This is a genomic window from endosymbiont of Lamellibrachia barhami (assembly GCF_011947365.2).
Classification (GTDB): domain Bacteria; phylum Pseudomonadota; class Gammaproteobacteria; order Chromatiales; family Chromatiaceae; genus QGON01.
On sequence record NZ_JAAVSH020000001.1, the window covers coordinates 2092010 to 2117379 of the forward strand.

The 25370-nt window shown below is 53.1% G+C and carries 18 protein-coding genes and 2 pseudogenes; 5 read left to right on the plus strand and 15 right to left on the minus strand.

The features are described from left to right. Positions 1–24: 24 nt before the first annotated feature. The 13 genes and pseudogenes from G9Q73_RS20700 to G9Q73_RS09450 form a co-directional block, all read right to left on the minus strand. A pseudogene (locus G9Q73_RS20700) lies at positions 25–497 on the minus strand (endonuclease III); the annotation flags it as partial. Positions 498–617: 120 nt separating this feature from the next. Then, a complete protein-coding gene (locus tag G9Q73_RS09395; protein WP_177419554.1) occupies positions 618–1007 on the minus strand; it encodes an arsenate reductase ArsC in 390 nt (129 codons plus the stop codon). Positions 1008–1216: 209 nt separating this feature from the next. Next, the gene (locus G9Q73_RS09400) at positions 1217–2803 is read right to left on the minus strand and encodes a nuclease-related domain-containing DEAD/DEAH box helicase (RefSeq protein ID WP_177419555.1); all 1587 of its coding nucleotides are present in this window, start codon (positions 2801–2803) and stop codon (positions 1217–1219) included. A 10-nt stretch (positions 2804–2813) separates the two neighbouring features. Further along, positions 2814–4370, minus strand: a complete 1557-nt coding sequence (locus tag G9Q73_RS09405; protein ID WP_177419556.1) for a hypothetical protein — start codon at positions 4368–4370, stop codon at positions 2814–2816. After that, positions 4370–5536, minus strand: a complete 1167-nt coding sequence (locus tag G9Q73_RS09410) for a 3'-5' exonuclease (RefSeq protein ID WP_177419557.1) — start codon at positions 5534–5536, stop codon at positions 4370–4372. Before G9Q73_RS09410 ends, G9Q73_RS09405 begins: the two co-directional genes overlap by 1 nt. An 8-nt stretch (positions 5537–5544) precedes the next feature. Beyond that, positions 5545–6084, minus strand: a complete 540-nt coding sequence (locus tag G9Q73_RS09415) for a Zn-binding domain-containing protein (protein WP_177419558.1) — start codon at positions 6082–6084, stop codon at positions 5545–5547. 61 nt (positions 6085–6145) lie between these two features. Then, on the minus strand, positions 6146–7366 hold the full coding sequence (locus G9Q73_RS09420; RefSeq protein WP_177419559.1) for a DUF8724 domain-containing protein: 1221 nt from the start codon (positions 7364–7366) through the stop codon (positions 6146–6148). Further along, positions 7363–10569: a helicase-related protein gene (locus tag G9Q73_RS09425; RefSeq protein ID WP_246345159.1), complete on the minus strand. Its 3207-nt coding sequence runs from the start codon at positions 10567–10569 to the stop codon at positions 7363–7365. The genes G9Q73_RS09420 and G9Q73_RS09425 overlap by 4 nt, the downstream gene beginning before the upstream one ends. Positions 10570–10599: 30 nt before the next feature. Continuing rightward, complete coding sequence (locus G9Q73_RS09430; protein WP_177419561.1) at positions 10600–11211, minus strand: 3'-5' exonuclease; 612 nt, start codon at positions 11209–11211, stop codon at positions 10600–10602. 22 nt (positions 11212–11233) lie between these two features. Next, positions 11234–11548, minus strand: a complete 315-nt coding sequence (locus G9Q73_RS09435; RefSeq protein ID WP_177419562.1) for a type II toxin-antitoxin system RelE/ParE family toxin — start codon at positions 11546–11548, stop codon at positions 11234–11236. A gap of 4 nt (positions 11549–11552) precedes the next feature. Next, positions 11553–11822, minus strand: coding sequence for a type II toxin-antitoxin system Phd/YefM family antitoxin (locus G9Q73_RS09440; protein WP_177419563.1), 270 nt, complete (start codon positions 11820–11822; stop codon positions 11553–11555). Positions 11823–11949: 127 nt separating this feature from the next. Continuing rightward, positions 11950–12456: a 2-thiouracil desulfurase family protein gene (locus G9Q73_RS09445; RefSeq protein ID WP_177419564.1), complete on the minus strand. Its 507-nt coding sequence runs from the start codon at positions 12454–12456 to the stop codon at positions 11950–11952. Beyond that, positions 12453–12605 (minus strand): hypothetical protein, encoded by a 153-nt coding sequence (locus tag G9Q73_RS09450; protein WP_177419565.1) that lies wholly within the window; start codon positions 12603–12605, stop codon positions 12453–12455. The genes G9Q73_RS09445 and G9Q73_RS09450 overlap by 4 nt, the downstream gene beginning before the upstream one ends. A gap of 199 nt (positions 12606–12804) precedes the next feature. Here G9Q73_RS09450 and G9Q73_RS09455 point away from each other — a divergent pair, with 199 nt between their 5' ends. From G9Q73_RS09455 to G9Q73_RS09465, 3 genes are all read left to right on the plus strand, one after another. Next, complete coding sequence (locus G9Q73_RS09455) at positions 12805–13629, plus strand: esterase/lipase family protein (RefSeq protein ID WP_177419566.1); 825 nt, start codon at positions 12805–12807, stop codon at positions 13627–13629. A gap of 302 nt (positions 13630–13931) precedes the next feature. Then, positions 13932–14975: a ferrochelatase gene (hemH, locus tag G9Q73_RS09460; RefSeq protein ID WP_177419567.1), complete on the plus strand. Its 1044-nt coding sequence runs from the start codon at positions 13932–13934 to the stop codon at positions 14973–14975. Then, entirely contained in the window at positions 14975–15361 is a 387-nt protein-coding gene (locus G9Q73_RS09465; RefSeq protein ID WP_177419568.1) for a gamma-butyrobetaine hydroxylase family protein, read from the plus strand. Before hemH ends, G9Q73_RS09465 begins: the two co-directional genes overlap by 1 nt. Positions 15362–15585: 224 nt before the next feature. Here G9Q73_RS09465 and G9Q73_RS09470 read toward each other — a convergent pair whose 3' ends face one another. Then, entirely contained in the window at positions 15586–16830 is a 1245-nt protein-coding gene (locus G9Q73_RS09470) for an argininosuccinate synthase (protein WP_177419569.1), read from the minus strand. A gap of 153 nt (positions 16831–16983) precedes the next feature. On the opposite strand from G9Q73_RS09470, the pseudogene G9Q73_RS20435 reads away from it, so the two are divergent. Then, a pseudogene (locus tag G9Q73_RS20435) lies at positions 16984–17277 on the plus strand (zinc metallopeptidase); the annotation flags it as partial. Between the two features lie 90 nt (positions 17278–17367). Here G9Q73_RS20435 and G9Q73_RS19600 read toward each other — a convergent pair. Then, positions 17368–24246 (minus strand): transglutaminase domain-containing protein, encoded by a 6879-nt coding sequence (locus G9Q73_RS19600; RefSeq protein ID WP_177419570.1) that lies wholly within the window; start codon positions 24244–24246, stop codon positions 17368–17370. A 549-nt stretch (positions 24247–24795) separates the two neighbouring features. Here G9Q73_RS19600 and G9Q73_RS09485 point away from each other — a divergent pair. After that, positions 24796–25245 carry a hypothetical protein gene (locus tag G9Q73_RS09485; RefSeq protein WP_177419571.1) on the plus strand — a complete coding sequence of 150 codons (450 nt, stop codon included), beginning with the start codon at positions 24796–24798 and terminating at the stop codon, positions 25243–25245. The last annotated feature ends 125 nt before the right edge of the window (positions 25246–25370 follow it).

Below are 25370 nucleotides of genomic sequence, written 5' to 3' on the forward strand. Positions count from 1 at the left end.
TTTGCGCTACGTTCAGTTACGTATTACTCTCAAGCGGCGTCTTTCTGGCGCCAGCCAGTCCGGTTCTAACCTACAGAAGATATGGGTATCCACTGCCATTGTGGGCTGTCCAAAGCAGTATTCAACACACCACATTTGCAGTCTTTGGCCCAACACCTGGCAGCACTCAAGGTGCTAGTCGCCCATTCGGCACTTCACTGTCGTGAATATCGATCAGCATACGGCGAGGTCTGGATGATATTTTTGCTGGGGAATTGAACAGTCGATAGTGCTTGATGTACGCCTTTAAACCCGGTAAGTTCTAAGATCGCTTCCGGCGTATTGGCAACCGGAAACAGGCGCGCAGTTGCCTTATTGACGCCCTTATCCGTCGCCTGAGCAGAGAGGATCACCGCCAGCAGCAGTTCAAAGGGGGTTCGATAGTTGAGTTCGGTAGTCGGATTTGGATTAGCCGCCTGCAGGCGCTCGAAAATGGCCTGCCGTTTTTCCTTATTCATGGGGATAATAATAAAGGTTCAAGGTAAAAGGCTAAAGGTGGCCGTACCAAATAGACTGACCGGGATGCTTCGTCATTCCCAACGCTTTTCGCCTTTCACCTTTCGCCTTTTACCTATCCCTTAATTAATCCGCGTCAGAAGGTCCAACACCCGATGTTCAATCTCATCCCTGACCCGGTTGAATTCATCCGGTGGCAGTGTTTTGGGATCAGGAAGATCCCAGTCTTCACGGAATTGCGCCGGAATATGAGCGCATCGGTCGCCACACCCCATGGTGATGATAAAATCGAACTGTGCATCAGGCAGGTCACTGAACGATTTGGAGTGGTGTATCGTCAAATCGTAACCCTTCTCCTGCATTGCGGCGATCGCCTTGGGATTAACCCGGCCACTGGGATTGGAACCCGCACTGAAGGCCTCCAGATGGTTACTGCCATGCAGCCGCGCAAAGGCCTCGGCCATCTGACTGCGATTGGCATTTTCCACACAAACGAATAGAACGGCTTTCATCACTACCCCCTGTTTTATTATCTCTGATCAGGCTACTGCCCAACCCATGATTACCGCAGAAGAATTTCCAGGCGACATATTGAGTATATCGACAAGCTTGCCGCACGATTGTTCCGATTACCCTACCGTTCATCCGGGAGCATGCATTCGGGCACAAAGGATAACCTGATTGCTCTACCATGTGGAGTAACTGGAGAATAGCATCTCGCTTACCTCGTGTTTCGATAGACAAGCGAGAGCACCGACCTTGCCCGGCTCATTGCCACATAGTGAGCCGCGATATCGCCATCCTCTCTACTGGGCGGCGGCAAGTCGACCAAGATAATGGCTTCGTTTTCTAACCCTTTGAAATCTCTAATTTTCGCATAGCTGATCTGTCTAACTGGAAAAGATTTTACCGAATATTCATCCAAGATGATAATTCCCTTACTCATTTTTTTCGGCAAATCTACTACGCAAGAATCTTCAAACGAATCTGGAGAGAGGATGGTAACATCGCCTGGCGCGAGTCCCCCATGATCAACGAGTTCAGCAATCTCATTTGCAAGAAGCTCCCCTGCTTCTTCTCTGGATGTTGCCAGATGTTCACGAATTCTCGGTCCTTCTCCAGCCCCTCTCGTTCCCATGTCAGCACCGAGCGATGTCTGTACCTTTTCCAAAATGACTCGTGTATTGCGGCAATTGGTACGCAAAGGCACTTGGGCGGGTCGTAGAGATTCCAGATACTCAATGGCTTCCTGATCAGGCCTGTTTAACAAACCAGACTGGTTGTTTATGTCGTGGAATAAGCACCATCGGCCCTCTGCCAAGCCACCCGCTAAAGCCGAATCCAGCTTGTCGAGTGAGTCCATATCGAACATATCCTGTCCTTCATCGACAATCAGTGCATCGAAGTGGTCCAGACCTGCCCGGCGACAAGCCATCCGGGTTGAGCCAGCCAGCGAAACGGTCAGCTTGGGGATGGCGAAACGCGCCGCGAGATAATTCTTGAGCCAGGGTGAGCGGCAGACCAGCAGAACGTTCATGCCCTCTGCAGTCCAGCGGCGAGCAAGCTCCATGGCAAGAAATGTCTTGCCTGTTCCTGCGCCGCCTGAGCACAGCACCCTTGGATTGGCGGCCACCACATCGACCATGGCCATTTGGTCCTCAGTCAGACTGGCGATCCGTTCTTCTGCTCCCTGGGCCTGGATGTGAAGGGGGATCGCCACATCGAACCTGGGCCGAAGGTAACGCTGAAGAGTTATAAGCACATCACTGTCCGGGTGACGATTACCTCCATCCTTGCTTCTCCAATATTGAAACAGCTTTCGCAGCCATCTTTCCAGGTTCTTGGAGCTTCGATCATTAGCTAGAGTATGCGGATCCCATTCGGAACTGGATGCAGGCCCTTTGCAATCAGGGAATATAACCCCATAACCTGTGGAGAACTGTGAAATTTGATAAGAGGGGAATTTTTCACGCAAGTTTCCCAATAATCCATGAAGTGCGGATTCTGCTTGTCTGAAAGGACTTTCACGAAGAGCATGTACTTCTCCGTTACGATCATTAGTACTCCACTTTCCATCTTTGCATGAAACACCGCCGCCTTTGACCTCAATGGCGTAAAGACCCGGTGGACAACAGATCAGGAAATCGATCTCACCAAAGCGCTTTTTGGCGTGCCGGGTCAGGTTGAGCGAATGATAGACTGTATAATTGCCATGTCTTTCATCAAAGGAGACGGCTCTAAGCCTGTCGAAGATGCGTTTCTCCGCCTGGCTGTGCGTGCCATGCGGTGTGGCTGGAATCATACGCATGCCAATACACCTACATTTTCAGCAGGCCGATAACCTTCCGTTCCTGCTTGCTCGTCAGGCGTTCTCGCGCCAACTCCACAAAAAACTGATCGCTATCGACTTCAGTCACTACGGCCTTTGCCTCCCCTTCAATAAGGACGTGCATACCTCTACCGTCGACTTCCAGCCGATAGTCACCTTTACCCAGGGTAATTCGTGTCTGGATGCCACTCCACTTACGGTCTCTCGCCAATATCAATGCCGCTTCTCTTTGGATTTTACTCCATCCCCTCTGACCGGGTGCAAATAGCTCACGAAGCGGCTTCGGCCTTTTTGGAGGCACGCCAAGATCGATGCCTGTATCTGTTATTCGGTGCGCCATCGCCGCCATGCGATGTGGCACGGCTTCCTGTAAACCGGGAAAGTCACGCAACTCAAGCGGCAGACCCAACCATCCGTCTCTGGCAGAGAAAAGAATAGCCGCTGTCAGGTAATCAATCTCATTCAACAATGGGTGTCTGAACTCAAGTAATTCAGAGCAATTTTCGCGTAGAAAGAAAAGCGTCATGACACGTGAAAATGATTTTGGGTGACGCTCGAACAACTCAGTGATGGTGCTGTCAGCAAAACCAGCCACTGTTTTCAAGTCGCCAGCCAACTTTGAGAGCGCCTGCTTCATACGCTCGTCCAATTGATCGGCCGTCGATTCCAAATGACCAAGCAGTACGTCCAGTGTGCTCTCAGACGTTTCTGATAATCGCCAGGCGACTAATTTATCGATCGCGCCCCAGAACAGATTCTGCAGTACGTTATTGGTATCTGGTGCATGCCCAATATGTTCCCAGGTTCCGAGTACGGAAAGCATAGGCTCTGATATCGTTTCGGCAACACTATCTTCCGCATCAAATGCAAGGCGGCACGAGGCTACGCCAATATCTCCGAGATTGGCCAGATGCAGCAGCATCGCCATCATGCCGCCTGCAGCCAACGGTCCATCCATTGGCATGTCTCGATTAGGTAATTCCAGATTTACCGGAGGCCATGCCACATCGGATGTGCCAGAGAATAGCCGTGCGACCACCTTACGCTTGAAAGTTGTAAGCGGTACATTACCGAAATCACGCGCATCGGCATCACAACTGGACTTATCATCACCAGATTGAAAAATAATCGAATTGAACCATGTAATAGGAAGGGGCGCCGGAATCAGAAGAATACGTTCACTACCCTCTATTCCTTCCGGAAAGTTCACTTCCTTTAGCAAACCATCCTCACCAATAGCCATCACCCTGCCACGCAGGGATGACAGGTCTATTTCCACAAGGCAGGGTATGAGGTGACTGCGCTCACTGACAGATTGTTCAATGGATGCCTCGGGAACGCTATCTGCAAATAGAGGAATCCAGCCGGGGAAGCTGCAAAGCGTGTCCTGGTAGTACTTCTGTCCAAACCCTTTTGGGGGCATGACCAGTCCTGCCGCAAGCATGTAGAGCAGATTGCGCTGGTTGGTTACCAGTAGCCATCGAGTGGAGGCATTCGCCACAGTTGACGAGTCGTCAGATTCAAACAAATCAGTTGGGGTTACCATCACTTTCGCTCCAGTACATCTGGGTCTTTTGGAAGAATCGCCTCTACCGGACAATGCTTGCCTGCCTCTTTGAGCATAATAACGTGGTCGATTGCGCGAGCCACCATGACATAGAAAAGACGTTTTTTCTGATCAGGCATGCGGGGATTTAGGTAGTGTTCGTTAATGTCAGCAAGAAACACAGTATCAAATTCCAGCCCCTTACAAGACTGCGCATTGATTACCATGATTCCTCCTTCATCGAATGACAACTCTGAATGTTTGCCAGATTGGTATGTTTCAATTCGAGGCCTTTTGTTATCCAATTGAACATCGACGTCCATGAGCGCGTTAACATAGCGTTTTCGAACCTTATTGTTGGGCGTAATGATCCCGATAAGCCGATTTTGATTCAAGTCGGCCATCTTTAAAATCCGCCCAATCAGTTGCTGAAATTGACTATGCTTGGACTCAAAAAGTATCGGTCGCTTGGCTGAATGTTTCGATTTTGGTAGATTCGGTGGAGGGCTGGCTGGATCACCTGTGTAGAATTCCCGCGCCAGCCTGGCGATTGAGTAGGTGTTGCGATAATTGTGCTGCAGTTCAATCACATCATTCGGATCAATGGCTAGGCTATCTTGTATCTCCTGCCTTGTACTGTTTTTATCCGGTTCGATCTGCTGATTCTGGTCTGCCACCACATAAAATTTTTCAAATCCTAAATTTGCTAACGCTTGATAAAACTGAGGCGGCATATCCTGACCTTCATCAATAACGAGGAATGGAAGGTTCCGTTCTGTCAATGATCCGAGATCGTTAATAACCGCCAGCACACCGTCCCAATCAATTTCTTCCCAGTTACTCCCATTATCTGCCGATAATCTTGGCACTTGTTTTTCGGTCAGGGAGAAAAAGAGTTTCATAAACCAGCTTTGCCATTGCTGGCTTTCCAATTTTGCTCCAAACAACTGCCTGCTGGCTTGATTGAGCAGCTTGTTGTAAACCAGGAAAATATAGTCTTCCTTATCTTGGTGATGACGTCTGGATCTTAAAAGAGCAAGAACGGACTTTCCTGTTCCAGGTCCTCCAATGATGAGGTGCTGCCCGTTTTTTGGAAGCGCACGCGCATCTTCCTGATCCTTGCTGAGATCTTGAATTCCAGGAAGTTTAAATACACGTTTGGCCATCCAGTGCCTCAGTCAACAAAATCCAGGAAGGCTGGAATACTCGTCGCCTCATCTCCCTTGATAAAGATTCGATCCAACAAAACATTTCCATAGGCGCAGCTTGGCTCCGGAACCAGAGCGCATGCATGGCAGGCTGAACGATTTAGAAGACTTGGCCCCTGACCTTCGTGTTCAGAACAGACCGGATCCAGGGAACACCATTCAGCATGATCGAAAACCCCAGACAACAAAGGCAGGAAACGCTCCGGTGTCGCCAATTCAGCCAGCCCACCCAGCGAACCCACCACATCCGGGACCGCCACATAGATAAGAATGCCAGACATGGGCATTTTCCCCGCAGTACAGTAGATGCGCTCCTTCAGCGAAGCCGCTGGATAGCCTGCCTCGGTTTCCAATTGTCTGATCAACAGATGCGCCAGGGTGTGTAGCAGCAAAAATCGTGGTGAAACAATAATCTCGTTTTCAAAGCGTAAACCTGTCGTTTCGAATCGCCTTTCAACGGTGTTTGCACGCTCGCCCAGTGGGCCGCCGGATTCCCATCGGCTCAAAATCACTTCCTTGATGGTGAAAAACACCCCTTCCCCATAAAGTTCGAGAGCGGGTAACCAACTACTTTCCACCACTGATATCAGGTGGCACCAAATCACCACCAAGGCGCTGAAAACCCCTTAGCACCATGATCTCCTTGAGCCGATTAACAGCAATGAGATGATCAATGGAATTGATGATTCTAAGTGGCTTCGTGTCTGACTGCAATTCAGGCGCCATGCGCTTCCATGCCTTTGTATGGTGCTCCGTGACGAAATCTTCGTCGTCGGCCACATCCGGGATCTCTTCAATCAATGCCTGGTATTCGCTCTCCAGCAGAATACCTTGAGTGATGTTCTTTCCATAAAGGGGATAGCCCTTTTCGATCTCCCGGCGAGCGTCCTCTACATCACTGACTGAGCATCGAAACTTACTGGCGATCGTTTGCAATGCGCTTTTCCGTGAAAGACGATTCCTTGCCCGTTCTATCTGTACCCGCGTCTGTGTGCTGGAATAAAGGCGATCGACCACCGACCCTCTGCGAATACGTGATTCCGGCGGGATGACCAATGCACTGCATGTCACTGGTGAGTGAACACGAGTATCGTTAATCTCCAGCACCTCGGCCAGATCATCATGTGTGTCTTTGTCTGGCGCATCGGGTGGTTCATGGATCCAGGGTTGACGCCGTCCTTTGCCAAAAGGAATTCTGAGTGAATCGTTGAAGTTATCCCGCGCATGACAATGACTACAGACTATCTTTCGACTGAATGAGCCTTGGTCGATTAGCCTCAGATAAGGCTCCTCCCAATCTGCCCGACACTGCTGTTGTTCCCGTCTATTTCCCTGCCTATGAGCAAGGAAATGCCAGGGAACATCCGCCAAGTGACCATCAGCATGGACCAACACCCATGGCACCTGCTCAAGTTCAGGTTTTTTCTTACAAATACATCGTGGTTTTTGTCCAGCCTCCAATTTCCTCCATGGTTGTGAGTGTAACAAACCACAATTTGGACACTGCATCCAGGTTGGAAATCGCATAGCCGGAACGCATACACCGTCCACTTGCCCGGTATCCAACTCCTTTGCGATAGGCGGTTCCCGCAGCTCCTGTTCAATACCCAGTGCGGAGCGAACTTGATCGACATAAGGGATTTGCTGGCCGGCTGGGCTGCCAGCCTTGGTGGTCCACTCCCGGATATCCTTGACGGTCATCAGATATTCTGGCCCGCGCACGATGGCGCCGACTGAACAGTGGCGCAGCAGGTGCGATAGCCGGACAGGCAGGTAGTCCTTGTTCATAATGGCTTTAAAAGAGCGCTGTTTTCAACATTTCTCATAGACTGCAGCGTTGGCCAAAGGCCTTTTATCCTGTCGTCATGGTTATAGAGAAGCCGGTTCATTGCCTTGTCATTATCGGGTGCCTGATAGCCCAGCTGGATTCTCGAGGCCTTGCTGTGCTGCGCTTCTGCACGCCACTGTTCCACGAGTCTGTCTATATGGATTGCCGTTTCCTCAGCCCGATCAGGATCAGCCTGAGCGCAGCGTCGCTTGAGTGACTCAATCACCTTCTGGACACAATCATCCGTTGGGTTGAATTGTCCTGCCAGGTTATTACCAAGCAGATACACGCAAGAGTGACGTATCGCAATCACCAAAGCTGCATGAAGTGCTCGGGTGCGGGCTTGGTAGGTGTAGGGAGTAACGCTGGTGGGTTCCACGAAACGGTAAAAGGAGTCGTGATAGGGGCGGAAATTCTCATAGTGCGACAGGCTGCGCGCCTGATCGCGATAATAGTTCGCGAACACCAAACCGGGAACACCACTCCGCCCAACCCGACTGCTGGCCTGGATATACTCTGCCGTGGTCAGTGGTTGTCCGTTGATGATCATCAGGGCCAGGCGTGGAACATCCAACCCTACGGAAATCATGTTGGTGGCCAACACCGCATCAAGACAATCCACCTCCTCACGGGATCGCTCGAGCCGTGAAAATGTTCGGGCATTTTCCTCTGCGCTCGAAATGCTGGTCAGCTGAGCTATACGTGCATTTGGACGGGAAATGAGAACACCAGACTCACCATTGTTATTTTGAATCTTTTTCAGCTCTTCCTTAAGTCGCCTGACAAGATCCCGAACACCCGTAGTGAATGCATTGTGACTGTTACCCACACCCTTCAAACTGCCGTGGTAAACAACTTGTGTCCACCAGGCTTCAAGTAGATCGTCTCTGTCCACCTCACCTTTCTGGAACACGGCCTCTGGAGCAATGTGCAAGGCTGCTGCTAGTGGCGCCATGCAGTGCTGACGATTAAGCATTGGGGCCAGATAGCCGACATATAGGCGCCCTGGGTGTTTATCGTCAATATTAATTGTTTTAGCAAAATATGAATTATCTGAAGATAGGCCAGGAGGCGGAAATATGGCCAATTCACGACCATAAAGTCGTTCCACCTGTTGCTGTGCCATGCGGATGGTAGCCGTCGATGCAATATATTTTGCATGAACCCCTCGTTGGATAAGTATTGTGTCGAGTGCAGCCTCATAGATGCCCACCACTGAACCCAGAGCACCGGCAATCAGGTGGAGCTCATCCTGAATAACCAGCTCTGGAGGTCTGTTGGATTCCCGGCCAAAAAATGCATTGGTCCGTTCATCCCAAGCCAAGCGTGCGAACTTGTCGACAGTAGCGAGCAGTATTGTCGGTGGTTTCTCGTAAAGAGCTTCATCGACGACATTACAGGGTAGTTGCCCATTACCCCCTCTACTAAAATCACATTCTGGGTTGGTACAACAAAAATGAAATTGGGTTTGCGTCGAGATATAACTATCAGGCGCCTTGAACGATGTTCCACACCATGGGCAAGAATCCAGCACCAGTCTCTGCAGCGCCGAAACTTTTCCATCACTGGCCTGCTGGACAAACTCCATGGCCTTGAGATAAGCATTCGGACTGGTCGCTGCACCTACCCACATTCCGATAGTGATGGGTTCCACTCCCAGAGAGGTATCCATGCGACGTATCAGTTCCAGCGCACAGATCAACCGCGTGGCGCGAAGGTACTGCTGGGCCGTCAACAGGCGTAGCGTGTAGCGCATGATGATGGTTGTACCGCCGCCAGTGGCTGGGTACTTGAATCTTCGCCAGACAATCAGGAAGGCGATCAAGCCCAGATAGGCCTCTGTTTTACCACCACCGGTGGGAAACCAGATCAGGTCAACAGTATCCCGGAAGTCGTCATCTTCATTGACGACCGACTCGACCACGGTTAGAAGGAAAGCCAGTTGGAAAGGACGCCACTTATAGTCCATCTCTTCCCGGAATTTTCCGCGTACCTGATCAGATTGCCGCATCTGGTCCAGCATGGACTGATTGGCTAACTGGAAGGCCTTTGCTGCACGACTGTCACTGCGTAGCATGGAAACACCACGTTGCATACGGTGGAGAACAGTATCCATACGCTTGGTTATTCGACCTGCGGCTTTCAGATCTTCTGGATCAAACTGGAGAGATTTCTGTTTTTCTTCAGAAACCCACTTGGAATAAGTTGACACGAACTCGTCAAGTTCATCCCAAATACCTGTTTCATCCCCGCCTGCTGCAAGATGAACAAGGCCAAGTACGGAGTTACCAGCACCCTTGACATATGCAGTGACTTGCGGAACCTCAACTGTCGGCAGAAACTCGGACCAGATCTCCTGGACTCTCTCCCCCTCCACAGACCAGTCCACTGCGGCGCCATGTCCAACTGCGTAGATGTGTCTTTGCTTGTACTGTAGTTCCAACTCCTGCTCTTCTTCGGTCAGCAGGCTCTTGTCAACACGTGGATAGGTCCCTATCTCACCCGCTTCAAGGACGCAGCTAAGTTTGACCTCGAACAGGGATTTTTCATTGCGCTCTCCTTTAAATAACTTTGGAGTACCCTTTACATCCCCCTCCTGTCGATTATTAAAGAGCGATACAGTAACAATCCAGCCATCTAAAAATGGCCTCCACAACACATCAACACCCGCATCTTCTCCAAATACATTCTCACGACAACTGAACTGCTTGTGTGTTTGTCTATTTCTGGCCTCGAATGTCTTTGCCTCAGACTCTCCTCCGACCTCAATTCTTTTATATTCTGTTCTGGTGTAACGACCGCGTTCATCCCGTTCTCCAACCCTTATATATCGCACAGCAGAGGAAATGACCTGGAACCTCGCCGGTTCGCCACGGGCGAAGAATGAGAAACCAACGGACGATGGAGGACTATAACGACGCTGCCTCGCTGCTGGTTCGACTTCGATTGTCTCCTTCTCTTCTCCAATTCCAGCGTCTTCCTCATCGTTGTCAGAGGCCGGATCCAACCCTTCCTCTCCACGAATAACCGGGAACAGTACGCCGGTTGGGTACCTGTCCAATGGGGAAATACCCTGCAGGATCACTTCATCAGATTCAGAGTCGATCGGCGGCTTATTCTTATTTCCAGGGCCGATTAGCTGCATGCGCAGCCAATCGACCATCTCTTCTCTCTTATTTCTGTAATCCATCTTTCAGAGGCCCTGATACTGCCTGACACAGCTTGCAAGCTTGCTACGATGTGCTTTCTGAATCGAAAGCAATAGTTCATGACTCACTGCCGACAGATGAAACCGGTGCATGAGTTCGCTTTCGATCCGTAACAGGAGATAAGCAGTTGCTTCCGCATCCGCTAATGCCCGATGGAAACGACCGGTAGCGGGAAGGCCCAGGGATTGCACCAGAGTACCGAGCTTGTGGTTAGGCGCTTCGGGAAAAATTCGCCTGGCCAGAAGCATGGAGCAAATGAACCCCTGATGATGCTGCCGGTGTATTCGGTGCAGCTCCGTATCCCAGAACTTGCGATCAAAGGCTGCATTGTGCGCGACTAGAGGGTGTTGATCGACGAATTCCTCCGCTTCGCGCATAACAGACTCAACTGAAGGCGCCGCCTTCACCATTTTGTCTGTGATCCCGGTCAATCTCTGAATATCGTAGGGGATAGGTACACCGGGATTCATCAGGCTCTGGTAACGATCTATGATCGTTCCGCTATCGACCAACACAATGGCAATCTCGGTAGGGCGAGCTCCCATGCCGGGCGAGAGACCTGTGGTCTCGAAGTCAATAACTGCGCGGATGTTCACATAATCCCCCTCCTGACGTAAATTATGTTTCTTCCATGTGGGCCGGAAGACGACGTAGTCTTTCAGAACGCCAAACACGAATGACCTGCACCTTGTTCGGTTCGCGCAGGTACACTATGCGAAACGGCGGGTGGAGGATCTCCCGCAGAAACGGTTGATCGAACTCCGGAACGACTCGGCCCATATCCGGGTGATCGTATAGCACTTCCACCCTCCCCATTATCTCCGTAATAAACCTATCCCCAACATCGGGCACCCCTTGTTCAGAATACCAACGCTTGAGTGCTTCGAGATCCGTAACAGCAGACTCCGAGAAGTGAATCGTGAGCTTTGGCATTCGGCTACTTGAGTCCGAGTCGTGCCTTCGCCTCGGCTAGAGAAACCTCTCGTCCCGCTTCCAGGTCAGCAAGCCCTGCCACCACGGCTCGCATAAACTCACGCTCATCTTCTACCTGCTCATAGTCAGTTAGCGACTGAACCACCGCAACCCCACGTCCTCGACTGGTCAATAGCACCGGGCGATGAGCTTCCGCCACATGTTTGACCACCCGACCGGGATTAATCTTCAGTTCGGTGAGCGGTACGACATCTTCGGAGAATTTCGTGCTCATGATATTTGACCTCAGATTTTTGTTAATGACCTGATAATAGCACCTGTTAACAGCACCTTCTACAGGTCGTTACTGGTTCATCTCATGCCAGCCATTCAATCTAAATATTGGCCTTTCTGAATGACCACTACCCTATATCACGGTCATATCGCCTGACACGCTGCAGAAATTCATCCAACGCCGCCGCTGAATCCAGATCCACATCCTCAGCAACCGGCAACTCCGGGAACTCGTGCTTGAGCATACCAGCAAACACCCCGGCACCCAGCAGGCCACTCCCCCTGAATAGGGCGCTTTTCAAACCACAACTGGGGGATCTGCTCTGCAGAATAAAACCGCTGATCCGCCCAAGATTCTGTACCTTTTGTTGTGAAAAATCGAGCAGCGTGGTGGTGACATCCAGCCCTGGATTTTCTACACCAACAACCCGAAACCTGTCGGGCGAACCAATCAGTTCCACCGGCGGACGCGGCACACCCAAGCCAGCTTCTGTCTCAGGGCAGAGCGGCACCCAACTCACGACATCCGACAGGGTTTCGACGATTTGTACGGCGTATTTGTGCCGGCCATCGTAACGCACGGGTTCACCCAGGAGACAGGCGCTGATACCAACCTTCGGCGGTCGTTTTTTCACTTCACCACCTGTACTGCTGCCAGAATCCCGTCGGTTGCCTGTTCGACCAGCGCCGGGGCAGGCAGATTCCAGTAGACATCGTTCAGGTTATAGCGTCCATGATTCTCATGACCAAAAGGGCCATGTCCGGCTCCAGCTGTCTCGCGCACTTTTCAGTTATCCCACAAGGTTTGTTCTGGATATCTGAATATAGCAGGCAGTGGTGTAGCTGTCCCAACGGACGATTCTTCACCGGGATACCCTTGAAAATAGTATCGTGTTGACGCGTTGAACAGCAAAACCTATGCAATCGATGTTCAGGCGACTATATTTTCGTATTGGGAAAACTAAAATAAGGAGATCGACATCATGAGCAAAATCATCATCGGTATTCATGGGCTGGCCAACAAACCGCCGGAAGAGACACTGGCCGAGTGGTGGGAACAGGCCATGCTGGAAGGGCTGCAAAAAAATGCGGGCATCGCTCTGGATTCCCTCAATTTTCACTCGGTCTACTGGGCCGATGCCATGTATCCCGAACCAGACCAAGACCCCGATGCATACCACAAAGCCGAAGATGGCGCCCTAAAACGCTACGATGACGGCTGGCTGGACATTGTGAGAGCCAAGGCATCGTCGATCAGCGGGAAAATGTGGGACTCGGCAAAGACGCTCTTCGGCATCGATATGATTGCCGATAAGGTGCTGGAGAAAAAACTACAGGATCTGCATAAATACTATACGGACAGTGAACTCCGCAACGAGCTCAGGAAACGCCTGAAAACCGTTATTCTCGACAACAGAGGGAATCGCATCATGCTGGTCGCCCACTCCATGGGCACCATCATCGCTTACGATGTCCTGCGGCAGCTCGGCAAAGAGGATCCCGGTATCAAGATCGACCATTTTGTGACCATCGGCTCCCCCCTTGGCCTGCCCCACGTAAAATATAAAATCAGTGAAGAGAGTCCGCTGGTGCGTACCCCCAGTATCGTGAAAAAATGGACCAACCTTGCAGACAGGCGTGATCCGGTTGCAATCGACACCCACCTCGCAGACGACTACGACTCAAACGAGGATGGGGTTAAGGTGAAGGACGATCTGGTAATCAATGACTGGGGAAAGATCAACCATAAATCATACGGTTATCTTAGAACGCCGGAGTTTACGGACCTGTTGAAAAAAGCGGTGTAAAACAGCCTTTCCGACCTCATCTATAAAGGTTCATCCGGAAACCCATATCTAACCACGAAGAGCACGAAGAGCACGAAGCACACGAAGAAAAAATTATTGTTAATCAATCTCTTAATCTTAGTGCTCTTCGTGGTAAAAAACAGTGTTTCTGGCCGTATGCTATATAAGGATCGGAATCGGTTAGGCTATCTGGTTTCGGTCGACAGTCGAGTGGTGTAGTCTTCCCTCTTGATGAATCAGCAACAGCAATCCACCTGCGGTCTGCACCCACTCAGTCCGTTCTGCGAACAACCATTAGCACCATGACATATAGAAACCATTCGGACCTGGCGCCCCCCGGTACAGGCTGCCTCGGCATCTTACTGACCAACCTCGGCACACCGGACAGCCCCACCACCGCTGATGTGCGACGTTACCTGGCGGAATTCCTCAGCGATCCCCGTGTGGTGGAATTTCCCAGACTGCTCTGGAAGATCATTCTGCACGGCGTCATTTTGCGCATCCGCCCAAAGCGCTCCGCCGAATCCTACCGTACGGTCTGGACAGAGAGTGGCTCACCGCTCCTGGACATCTCCAGGCAACAGGCGGACAAACTGCAGGCAGCACTCAACGAACGGTTCGGCAGCAAGGTCAAAGTCGTTCTGGCAATGCGCTACGGCAACCCCTCCATTGCACAGGGATTGGAAGTGCTGCGCTGCGAAAACGCCGAGCGCATTCTGATACTGCCGCTCTATCCCCAGTACTCCGCCACAACCACCGCCTCAACTTTCGATGCGGTGACTACTGAATTGCAACACTGGCGGCGGCTGCCGGAACTGCGCTTCATCAACCGCTACGGCCATGAAGCAGACTATATTCAGGTGCTGGCGGACTCAATCCAACGCTTCCGCGAACAGCATGGCGCGGCAGAAAAGCTGCTCTTCTCATTCCACGGCATTCCGGAAGATTACGCCGCCGCCGGTGATCCCTATCCCAGCGAGTGCCGTTTCACCGCAGAACAGGTTGCCAAAAGACTCCAACTGGAAGACTCACAGTGGCAACTCAGTTTTCAGTCCCGCTTCGGCAAAAAGGAGTGGATCAAGCCCTATACCGACCAAACCCTTATCTCCTGGGGCAAGGCAAAGATACAACACGTCCAGGTGGTCAGTCCTGGTTTCTCTGCCGACTGTCTGGAAACACTGGAGGAGATCGCGGTGGAGAACAGGGGTTATTTTCAAAAAGCGGGCGGCGGCGTCTATGAATATATTCCCGCCCTCAACGCACAACCCGATCACATCGAAATGCTGGCGGGCATTGTGGAAAAACACACACAAGGCTGGCCTGAATCAACCACCGGAAAGATCTAATGGAAAAAAAACCCCGTCCTGTCGACATCAAGGTGCATCAGCAGTCCCGCTTTCTCGATATCGCCTTCGACGATGGCGCCCACTTCTCCCTGCCCTGTGAATATCTGCGGGTCTACTCACCCTCTGCCGAAACCCGGGGGCATACCCCGGCACAGGCAAAACTGGAGACCGGCAAGGAACTCGTCTCCATTACCGATATCAAACCCGTGGGCAGTTACGCGGTTAAAATTATCTTCGATGATGGTCATGACACCGGGCTCTACGATTGGAAGTATCTCTACAACCTGGGCAAGTTCCATGACGAACTCTGGCAAGCCTATCTCGAAAAACTGGCTGCCATTGGCTATACGAGAGAGGACCCGGAACTGCCGGAACGGGAAAACTGAAGGGTCAAGGTAAAAGGCAAAAGGACGAATTTACCGTCAGCTTCATATTTTGGTTTGGCGCGTTTCCATGTCAAAACCATGTTTTTGAGACTGAAGAGGCGTAGCGGAACCGGCAACCTGGAATGTACTGCCAAAGCCTGGGTGCCCGATCCGCTACGCTTGATCGGGCCTACAAGTTTGACACGAGATTCAGGCAAATATTCGATTTGCCAGCCTTTCACCTTTCACCTTTCACCTTTAGCCTTTATCCTTTTGCCTTTCCCCGCAGCCACCCGCAAACGCAGTGCATTGAGTTTGATGAAACCTTCCGCATCCTTCTGATTATAGGCGCCCTCATCGTCCTCAAAAGTGGCGATGGACTCGTCAAACAGGCTATTGGTGTCGGACTTGCGTCCAACCACGTAGACGTTGCCTTTGTAGAGTTTGAGCCTGACAACCCCGTTGACCACCTGCTGGCTCTGGTCGATGGCGACCTGCAGCATCTCCCGCTCTGGCGCAAACCAGTAACCGTTATAGACCAGCTTGGCATAGCGCGGCATCAACTCGTCCTTCAGGTGGGCCGCCTCGCGATCCAGGGTGAGTGACTCCATGGCACGATGCGCTTTAAGCAGGATGGTGCCACCGGGGGTTTCATAACAGCCACGGGATTTCATGCCGACATAGCGATTCTCCACGATGTCCGCTCGCCCGATGCCGTTGTCGCCGCCCAGCTTGTTCAGGGTCGCCAGAACCGTCGCCGGTGACATGGCCTCACCATCAATGGCAACCACGTCGCCCTGCTCGAAGGTCAGCTCGATATACATCGGTTTGTCCGGGGCCTGCTCCGGGGAGACCGACCAGCGCCACATATCTTCCCCCGGTTCTGTCCAGGGATCCTCCAGGTCGTAGCCTTCATAGGAGATGTGCAGCAGATTGGCATCCATGGAGTAGGGAGATTTATTGCCCTCCCGCTTCATCTCGATGGGAATACCGTGGGTCTCGGCATAGGTCAGCAGCTTTTCACGGGAGTTGAGGTCCCATTCACGCCAGGGGGCGATGATATGAATATCGGGACGCAGGGCGTAGGCGCCCAGTTCAAAACGCACCTGATCGTTGCCCTTGCCGGTGGCGCCGTGGGAGATGGCATCCGCCCCGGTCTCGTTGGCAATCTCGATCAGCCGCTTGGCGATCAGCGGCCGCGCAATGGAGGTGCCCAGCAGATACTCGCCCTCGTAGATGGCATTGGCGCGAAACATGGGGAAGACATAGTCCCGCACGAACTCTTCGGTGAGATCCTCGATGTAGATCTCCTTGACACCGGCCGCCTCCGCCTTGGCGCGTACAGGTTCCACCTCTTCGCCCTGACCGATGTCGGCAGTAAAGGTCACCACCTCGCACTTATACTCGTCCTGCAACCACTTGACGATAATGGAGGTATCCAGACCACCGGAATAGGCCAATACCACTTTCTTGACGCCCTCTGTCGACATCGTTCATCTCCAAATTCTGTAATTCAGTCCGGAATCCCGGAAAACGGGCTAGTATACCGGATTATTCGCCTGTTGTTGCCAACGGAAAATACTGTGCACTATCTGCTTCTCATCACACTTGTCCTGGCTCTGATATACGCACCTCAATGGTGGGTGCAGCATATCCTTTCACGTTATAACCGGCAGGATGAGGACTTTCCCGGCACAGGAGGCGAACTGGCCCGCCATCTGCTCGATCGCTTTGAACTCAAGGATATTCGCGTTGAAGCCACCGAATCCGGAGACCACTACGACCCTCTCAGCAAGACTGTTCGACTCACCAGGGACAAAATGGAGGGCAGAACATTGACCGCCATCACAACCGCAGCCCACGAGGTCGGGCACGCCATCCAACACGCCAGCGGTTATCGCCCTTTTCGTCTGCGGATGGGACTGGCCAGAATAGCGATAGTCAGCCAGAAACTGGGATCATTCCTGCTCTTTCTTGCCCCCCTGCTGGCAGGCATCTCTCGGGCACCGGGCAGTGGTGCAATAGAATTAGCAGCTGACCACCAGATCCAGCGAACCCGGATAGGCGAAGTCGATATCGATGACGGTAACCGTCACATCCTGGGAAGCGCCTGCCGCCAGGGTGACTTCGGTAATTTCCAGGGTGGCGGCCGGAGCCAGGACCCCGCCCAGGCTCAGATCGAAAGTATCCTGGTTCTGACCGGTGTTGGTCACCCGCATGCGGAAGATACTGTCCGGCCTTGCGGCCAGGGCGGTCAGGGCCACATCGACCCCGAAGCCTGAGACGTTCAGTGTACCCGCAGCCTGGTCTGTCACCCCGGACGTACCGGTGGAGGTGGCGGTTACGTCGAAGTTCTGGCCACCGACAGCGGCCCCAGGGGGCGCGGTCAGGGTCAGCAACACTTCACGATAGTTGTCGAGACCGGGCGCCACCGTCACGCTCGCCTCGCCGAAGAGACCCTGGATGCCCACCGGCAACTGGCCGGTCAACTCGTAGGTCTCGGTGACATTGCCGGTGTTGATGATGCGCACCCGATAGGTCGCACCGGTCCCCTGTCCTGCCGTATCCTGAATTGGGGTCAGGGTGATCACCACGCCGTGGATTTCGGCCTGGATCACAGCAGCCCCCTCGAGCGTCAGACTGCTATAAGCCAACCCTCTGGCGCCACCGGCCGTAGTCGCTGTTAGCGCAAACCCATGCTCGCCCAAACTGGCAAGGGCATCTGCACGCACCGCCAGGGGAAGATCGATCGACCCAGCCGCCGGCACCTCCACGGAGGCCTGCAGGGTCACCCACTCCGGTGGAAGCCCTTGCAGTCCCAGGTCGTAAGTCACGACCGTGGCTGCCGGATTCATCAGTGTAACGGTATAGAGACTCTCCTCACCCGGCCGCATCGTGCGGCTATCCGGCGTCAGGGCCACAATCTGTTCCACCGCCACGGATGCGGCGGGCAGATCAATAGAGCCCGCACTGCCCCAGGCGGTAAAGTCCACTGCTGCCCCGAGGGCTGCATTCCTGGCCTCGCCCGGCTGCAGGCTATCCAACTGGACCTGCCAGTTGAGGGCATGGTTGAGCTGACCAGTCTGCAGCGACAGATTCCACTGCAGGGTATCGAAACCGGCCCCGGGCGTGGTGCTGTCCGGCGCCCGGTTGAACGAACCCGGCAGGATCACGGCGCTGCCATCGTTCGGCACCTGCACCTGTGCAATCACTGGAATACCGGTCAGGCCACCCAGATCATAGATACCCAGACCGGAGTTGCTGGCGGTGTAGAGCAGCCCGCTGCTGAACAGGGCTCCTCCGACCACACTCGCTGTATCAATATCGATAACCCTGATATTCGCGGGATCGCTGGTATCCACCAGGCGCAGTTTTGCCTGGCCATTCAAATCTATATCTTCTATGACGAAGAGGTCATCAGTAACACTGCGTACGGAAAACAGTAATAATTTGTACAGCCCCTCGCCAGCCAACAGTTCTGACCCCAGTATCACCGGATTCAGGGGATCGGTCACATCCAGCAGATGCAGCGTCATTTGGCCGCTCTGCAAAGGGGAACCGTCACTGATGACAAACGGACCATCCGTACCCACCACCAGGGCCCTGTTCCCCTGAATGGCCATGCCACCCAGCAGCACCGATCCGGGAAGATCGAAAACACCGGCTTCAGTGACATTCTGCGGGTCGCTGACATCGAGCATCCGCAGCCGTCCTGTGCCCCCAACGGCGGCGGTCTCTGCCGAGCTGCTCATCAGATAGACAACGTCGTCCTTCCCGACTGCGCTCTCGCCGATGAAATAGTTGCTGCCCGGCCACTGTGGATACGAACCCTGGGGTGTGTTGTAAAACTGCCCCAGGCTCTGTGGATTCAGCGGATCGGTCAGATCATAAATGATAGTGTCGCCGCGAATCCCTACAATGCTGCCGCCCCAGATAAAGATTATGGTATTGATGAAGGCCAGATCACCCTGCACATAGAGACCCGATGCGTGGGTTCCGGTGACGCCACTGGCGGCCGAGGCCAACAGCTCGGGCTGTTCCGGATCAGTCAGACCATAGACAGTCAGATCGCGTTCATTGGCCACCAGCAGAGTGTCATCCTTGATCCAGGTGCGGTTATTCCCGGCCAAGCCGAAGGTATGGACAATCAGCGGATCCTGAGGCGTGCTGATATTCAACACAGTGACACCCTCGGTGCCGCCCAGATAGGCATAATCCCCTCGAACCGCTACGGAACGCCCACCGCCAAGGGTATCGGTCAGACCGATCAGACCGATGCCATTGGCGTCATAATTCACCAGACTGTCGATCTGCAGAGTAACCGCTGCCAGACCATCCCCCACCGGGAGGCTGTCCGGGTCGACCGACAAGGTTGCGTTCAAAGGCGAGCCGACCAGCAGGGTTCCACTGCCGGAGCCACCCGGAATCGGTGTGCCATCGGACTCGGTGACACTCACCTCAAGGGTATAACTCCCAAGTGGCAGACCGCTGGTATCAAACGCTCCCAGGGCGACCGTGGCCACCGATGAGAGCACACTCATCTGCACGACCTGCGGTGCGGAACTGAAGAGCTCTGCGCCACCTGCGTTTTTCACCCGGTAGCTCACCAGCAGATCCCGCTCCCGGTTCAGCGCATTGAGCAGCCGCGTGGTCACATCCACACTGCCGCCTGGGTCGGTAAAGGCCGGGGCACTGGTCACTGAGAGTACGCTCACCAACTCATCCCTGGCGGTAAAGCTGCCATAGGTCGAACGTTGCACTTGCGGCGCGCCGTCGGCGGTCACCTGCAGTTCGAATTCGAAGGCGGTCAACTCATCCGCCGGTTGGGTGAGGGTGACGTCGATAGCGATCGGCAGGTGGTGGGTGCCCGAGACGCCTGGCTCTATGGCGAATCCCGACCGCAGGGTCAGGCTGTCCTGGCTGAGGCTGGCGTCGATCCCGGGCGGGATCCCGGCCAGGCTCAGATGGTAAGTGGTGGTCTCGGTGCCCATGTTCTTGAGATAGAGCCTGAATACCGTCGGCGACTGGGGCAGGGCCTCGGCGCTGTTGGGCCTCAGGGCCACCTCGAAGTCGTGGTCGGCCAAGGCCGCCAACTGGTCGCCGAAGGCCGTGAGGGCGGTGCCCAGATCGTCCAGGGCCGTCTCCAGGGTGGCGGGCGTGCTGCCTGCTATGGCCTGGCGGGCGGTGTCGATGTCCGGGGCGAAGGGCGCCAGCAAGGGGTCATCGAGCTGGGCCGACAGGCTATCCAGACTGGCCAGTAAGCGGCTCTTGTGGGGTTCGCTGCCAAGTTCCTGATAGAGGGTGCTCAGATCCTGGCCCAGGGTTTCCAGGGTGCCTGCCAGTTCGGGGCGGCCGAGGGCATCGGCGTCGGTGGCCGCATGCAGGGCCTGGAGGGCACCGGGGGCGGCGATGTGCAGGTGCAGTGGGACCTGCGTCTCAAATTCGCCGTTGGCACCAAAGATGGCGGTCACGGCCACATAGTGGTCGCTGTCCAGGTCCAGTCCCTGGGCCGTGAAGGTCAGCGTCCGGGTCACCGACTCGCCGGGGTCCAAAGTGGGCGCACTGCCCAGGTCGTCGGCGGTCCAACCCGCCGACAGGTCGAGACCGAACGTGACGGTCTGAGCCACATTACCGGTGTTGGTGAAGGTGAGGTTGGCCTGCACAACGCCGTTGGGAGTGGCGTAAAGGCTGTCCGGGTCGGCCGATGCGGTCAGAGCGTGGACCTCCGGCATGATGAAATTAACGTCCTTTGTAAGACGTGTAGAGGGATTTCCAGCTAGCTCAGCGGTCACCGAAAAATCGACACTCGTACCGGGAATCGGCACTGTCGTACTTACCAATGGCCGGAGAAAGACGCTCACCACTCCTGTCGATGAAGAAGGTACCGTAATCGAATCGCGTGCCGTCAGTATCTCCCAACCAGCATGTGCGACAGTCCCCACGACGAAGTTACCACTCGAACCCAGGTTCTCGATCTGTACTCGAAAGGCGGAAGGAACCTGGCCTTGGGCAAGTTTCACCGAAAACAGATCATCTGAAACAACGGACAAACCAAGTGTAGAATTACTGACTTCAGATCCTTTGGTCAGTGCGGGTACGAAAAACAGATTTACGACTTCATAATCCGTGCCGACAATGTCGATTACGCTGCCTTTGTTAAAGAATGATTCCAGTTCTTCGTTGACGTAGGCACTGATATCGAAGATCGTCTGGTTTGCGCCGCCGACTATGGTGTCGATTTTCAGATTTTCTCTGACGATGGGTTTGATTTTATCCTTTACCAAATTCTTGGTTATGTTCTTAAAGATCAACTTTGCACCGCCCCTGATGGGTGCGCCTATTATTCCGCCAATGCCTTTTCCAGCCACGGTGGTTATGCCTTTTTTCATTCCGGCGTTTGTGTGGCTTTCGATATCCAGCTCCAGTTGCGACAGTTGGCCTTTTGTGAGATTGGGAACATTGAGTTTGATCCAATCCATAATCATTGCTTTATTAGCTTGTTTTGCGATCTTCTTTAAATCCAGATTAATATCCAAACTTGTATTAGTTATCGACTTAACATCCTTTACATAACTTTCCGCACTCATGTATTGGTTCAAGTTTTCCAAAGGTCCTTCCAGATCTTTCAGCAACTGAGTCCCAGCATCACCACCCAACTCCTCGTTCAGCCTTGCTTTGATATCGTCTTTATATGCTTCGATAATCGATTCTTCTATAGCCTCAACAAAGGCATCTGCCAGCCCTTCGACAACACCTTGTGCAGCACCCACCGCCCCCTGCTTGACTACCTCTTTTGTAATCTCTGTTGCAAGTCCGACGGGATCCGGCTTCCATTCATCTGGAAATTTCTTATATGAGTCCCATATCTTATTTTTTATTCTGGTTAAATTGCGCACAACAACCCGTGCAAAGCTCATGACAAACTGGCGGATCTGAAGGCCCACCACTTGAGCCCGGATTCGTAGTATCGAGGCATATTCTGCCAATGATCCATGCCTTCCATTTTCCAGAACCCCTATAAATTCGCCGGTTTCCGGATTGTTTTCATACCAGCCTATCGTCTGGTTGCCGTTGATAGTGACCATTCCCGAAGGCACGGTCACGGATTTCCCTGATCGCAGGGCATCCCCAATGCGGGCCCTGGCTTCCGCTGACATGTCCATGTTATCCAGTCGTCTGGATATATCCTGGTGTCCGTAAAGGACAACTGTGCCCAGCCCGGCCTTGTGTGCTTCTTCGAACACTTCGTATGTTGAATAAAGCGATATTTCGCTTTCGAACCCTTCTGTAAAAGTCCTGACCGCTTCTGTTTCAGCAAGGTTGTTTTCCAGTCCACGCCATATCTTGGCAACAATGGCAGCATCTCTATTTTGTCCTGGATAGGCAACTGCTTTGGTACTATCCAGGAGAAGGTCGATGCCGAAGCGGTTGGTCATCGTGTCATTTACATTTACCTGATACTCGTCGAATGACAAAATGACCCGGGGAGCATCATGATAGAACTTCACGATATGCTGCTTAGCGGTGCTTCTAGCCAACTCGTCGGAAGTCACTAAATAGTTGGTGGCCAAAAGACGCGTTTTTGCTATGTTTTGGCGCGTTTGATATTTGACAAGTTGTCCCAGCAGATCATCCTCGTCACTGGTAAACGATGCGGGATCCTTATTTAACAAAGTTTCTGACAGCAACATCAGATCATAACCTTCCTCATCAAGAGAACTGGCCAATTGAATTCCCATTAATTCATCATTTACTGAACCGGAAACGATATTGATGGTCGTTACATCGTACTGGTTGATGGCTGGCCGTTCAGTATCTGCTACACCTGGAGCAGACAGGCCGTGCCTAGCCGCGAATCCCACCCGATCCAAGAGATCACGCTTGAGTACCCGCGCCTCTTTGTTTGGGGATTCGAGCCCCAGTTCCAAGGTAAGACGAGTCAACATTGTGTTCGCCATGGGTATGAGGGAGGAAAAAAGCTCTTGGTAATCGTTACCCCGGATCATGGTTTGGCCTTCAATGGATTCCGAGTTGTCATCCAGCAGGATGTAAGGGGCGTAATTATGAGTTATAAGCCCCCCAATCAGGGCAAGAGGTTTATGAGTGTTTACATAATGACCCAGGGTAAGCGGTTTCCCGTACAGTTCTGCGGCTGAAAACTTTTGTTCCAATGCCACATTATCCGTAAACTGGGAAAGCATATTATGCGATTCCACTTTCAGTCGGACAGTGACCTTGTGTCTATGGGCGTCTGGTACCTCAAAATAGGTCGATGTCGGCGCGCCCCACACGAGGCCGTCGGCAAAGGCTGGATCGAGCTGAGTGCCGTCTTCCAATTCAACCCACCAGTGATCGGTAGCTTCGGCAATTAAGTCAGGGTCGTTTACAGGATCAGCTTTTTCATATTCCTCGGGGATATACCCCACGGCCTGGGCCATCAGTTCCGGATCGAACATCGAAGCGATCAATACCTTGGCATCCGCCTCGTCAAGCGTCCCTCGCACGTACCGCGCCCCAATCCCCTGCCCCCGCAGCAGGGCGATCAGCAGGCTGGCCTGGTCCAGGCTGTTGCCGGCATCGGACCAGAGGGTACCGCGCGCGCCGCGCAAGGAGCCGGTATAGGCCTCGTAGCCGATCTCGTCCCGCACGAAGGCGAAGGCAGCCTCTATGCCGGGGCCGAGTTCGTCGATCTTTTCCTGGATGAAGCGGTCCTCATGATTGGCATCCACCGTGGAGACAAGCCACTCCGGCACTCCCTGGGCCTGGACCGTGCTGATGCCCAGCAGGAAGAACGGATCTATATCGGGGAGGGAGTATCGGAGCGGTGGTACCCCCTGAAACACCAGGAAGACAGAAAGAAGACGCGCCAGAAACCTAAACCATAGAGTCTGAGTCCAGTGTGACACGGTGCCCTCCCCCAAGCGATCGCCCGGTAAATGGGGGACTTACGGATCTCGCCACATCTGTAGGATGCGTCCTTCCGGTTCCCCACCGGCAACCCGTAAAAAAATAAAAGCCGGACTGCCTGAACGTGACCCTGACGGAGGTCACTCCCGGCAGCCCGGCTTGTCTCAGACTCCCCCCACCGCTATCCGAAACTGTCGGCGTTCAACGCCTGAACCTCAGTATGCGGGCGGGGACATCGAGTCCCGTTTGCTTTCCGTCCCCCGTAGCAACAGGGGGTTGGCTTTTATCGGTATTTTTACCTTCTATAGATAATCTAGACGGCTTTTCCGTGAACACAAGACCTGAAAAGATATAAGGCTGATCTGCGTCAACCAATCTATTATTTTATAATGATTTGGTCATTAACCCCCCGTCCTGTGAGACCCAAAGTTCCTGGCGTTTTCCCTCAGATACCCTGCTCATTTTACAATTTCATTGCAGGATATTGGTGCAATACATGCTAATCTTCCGCCCAATTTCTTACCCTTGTGCAAAGGAACCTGATCGTCATGCGCCTAACAACCTCACTCTTTATCCTGATCGCTCTTTCACTCTGCACCTCCTTTGCATCCGCCGCCACTATCCACCTGAAAAACGGCGATACCCTGAACGCACCGATCATTGGCGAGACGAATGAGAGCGTAACCCTGCTGCACGACTCCCTCGGCTCGATCACCATCAGCCGCAAGCAGATCTCCGAGATTCTCGCAGAGAAGAAAGCAGGCGCTCCCCAAGCTGATACGCTCAAAAGCGAAGAACCGGCCAAACCCGAAGATCAGGGGTTGCTCGCCAGCGGCTTCATGAAGGACTGGAGTCGAGAACTCGATGTTGGCCTCAGCGGTGCCGAGGGCAACAGCCAGAAATTCAACCTGCACGCTTTGCTCGAAGCTGACTATTCAGATGATGTAGAGGATATCTGGAAGTTTCAAATCGCTTTCGACTCTGGGTGCGCAAAGTGACAACGGAGACCTCTCAAAATCAGTTTTTTCGCAGATCTGCAAAAGATTGGCTGCGCCCCTGGCTCCTCTGGTTTACCTATGCGCAGGGCCGCTATGAGTAATAATAACTGAACGAAGTACAACAA

Excerpts from the sequence above, each read along its gene's own strand:
- G9Q73_RS09395 (WP_177419554.1), bottom strand. The coding sequence starts at position 1,007 with ATGAAAGCCGTTCTATTCGTTTGTGTGGAAAATGCCAATCGCAGTCAG.
- G9Q73_RS09400 (WP_177419555.1), bottom strand. The coding sequence starts at position 2,803 with ATGCGTATGATTCCAGCCACACCGCATGGCACGCACAGCCAGGCGGAG.
- G9Q73_RS09405 (WP_177419556.1), bottom strand. The coding sequence starts at position 4,370 with ATGGTAACCCCAACTGATTTGTTTGAATCTGACGACTCGTCAACTGTG.
- G9Q73_RS09410 (WP_177419557.1), bottom strand. The coding sequence starts at position 5,536 with ATGGCCAAACGTGTATTTAAACTTCCTGGAATTCAAGATCTCAGCAAG.
- G9Q73_RS09420 (WP_177419559.1), bottom strand. The coding sequence starts at position 7,366 with ATGAACAAGGACTACCTGCCTGTCCGGCTATCGCACCTGCTGCGCCAC.
- G9Q73_RS09425 (WP_246345159.1), bottom strand. The coding sequence starts at position 10,569 with ATGGTCGATTGGCTGCGCATGCAGCTAATCGGCCCTGGAAATAAGAAT.
- G9Q73_RS09435 (WP_177419562.1), bottom strand. The coding sequence starts at position 11,548 with ATGCCAAAGCTCACGATTCACTTCTCGGAGTCTGCTGTTACGGATCTC.
- G9Q73_RS09440 (WP_177419563.1), bottom strand. The coding sequence starts at position 11,822 with ATGAGCACGAAATTCTCCGAAGATGTCGTACCGCTCACCGAACTGAAG.
- G9Q73_RS09455 (WP_177419566.1), top strand. The coding sequence starts at position 12,805 with ATGAGCAAAATCATCATCGGTATTCATGGGCTGGCCAACAAACCGCCG.
- hemH (WP_177419567.1), top strand. The coding sequence starts at position 13,932 with ATGACATATAGAAACCATTCGGACCTGGCGCCCCCCGGTACAGGCTGC.
- G9Q73_RS09465 (WP_177419568.1), top strand. The coding sequence starts at position 14,975 with ATGGAAAAAAAACCCCGTCCTGTCGACATCAAGGTGCATCAGCAGTCC.
- G9Q73_RS09470 (WP_177419569.1), bottom strand. The coding sequence starts at position 16,830 with ATGTCGACAGAGGGCGTCAAGAAAGTGGTATTGGCCTATTCCGGTGGT.
- G9Q73_RS09485 (WP_177419571.1), top strand. The coding sequence starts at position 24,796 with ATGCGCCTAACAACCTCACTCTTTATCCTGATCGCTCTTTCACTCTGC.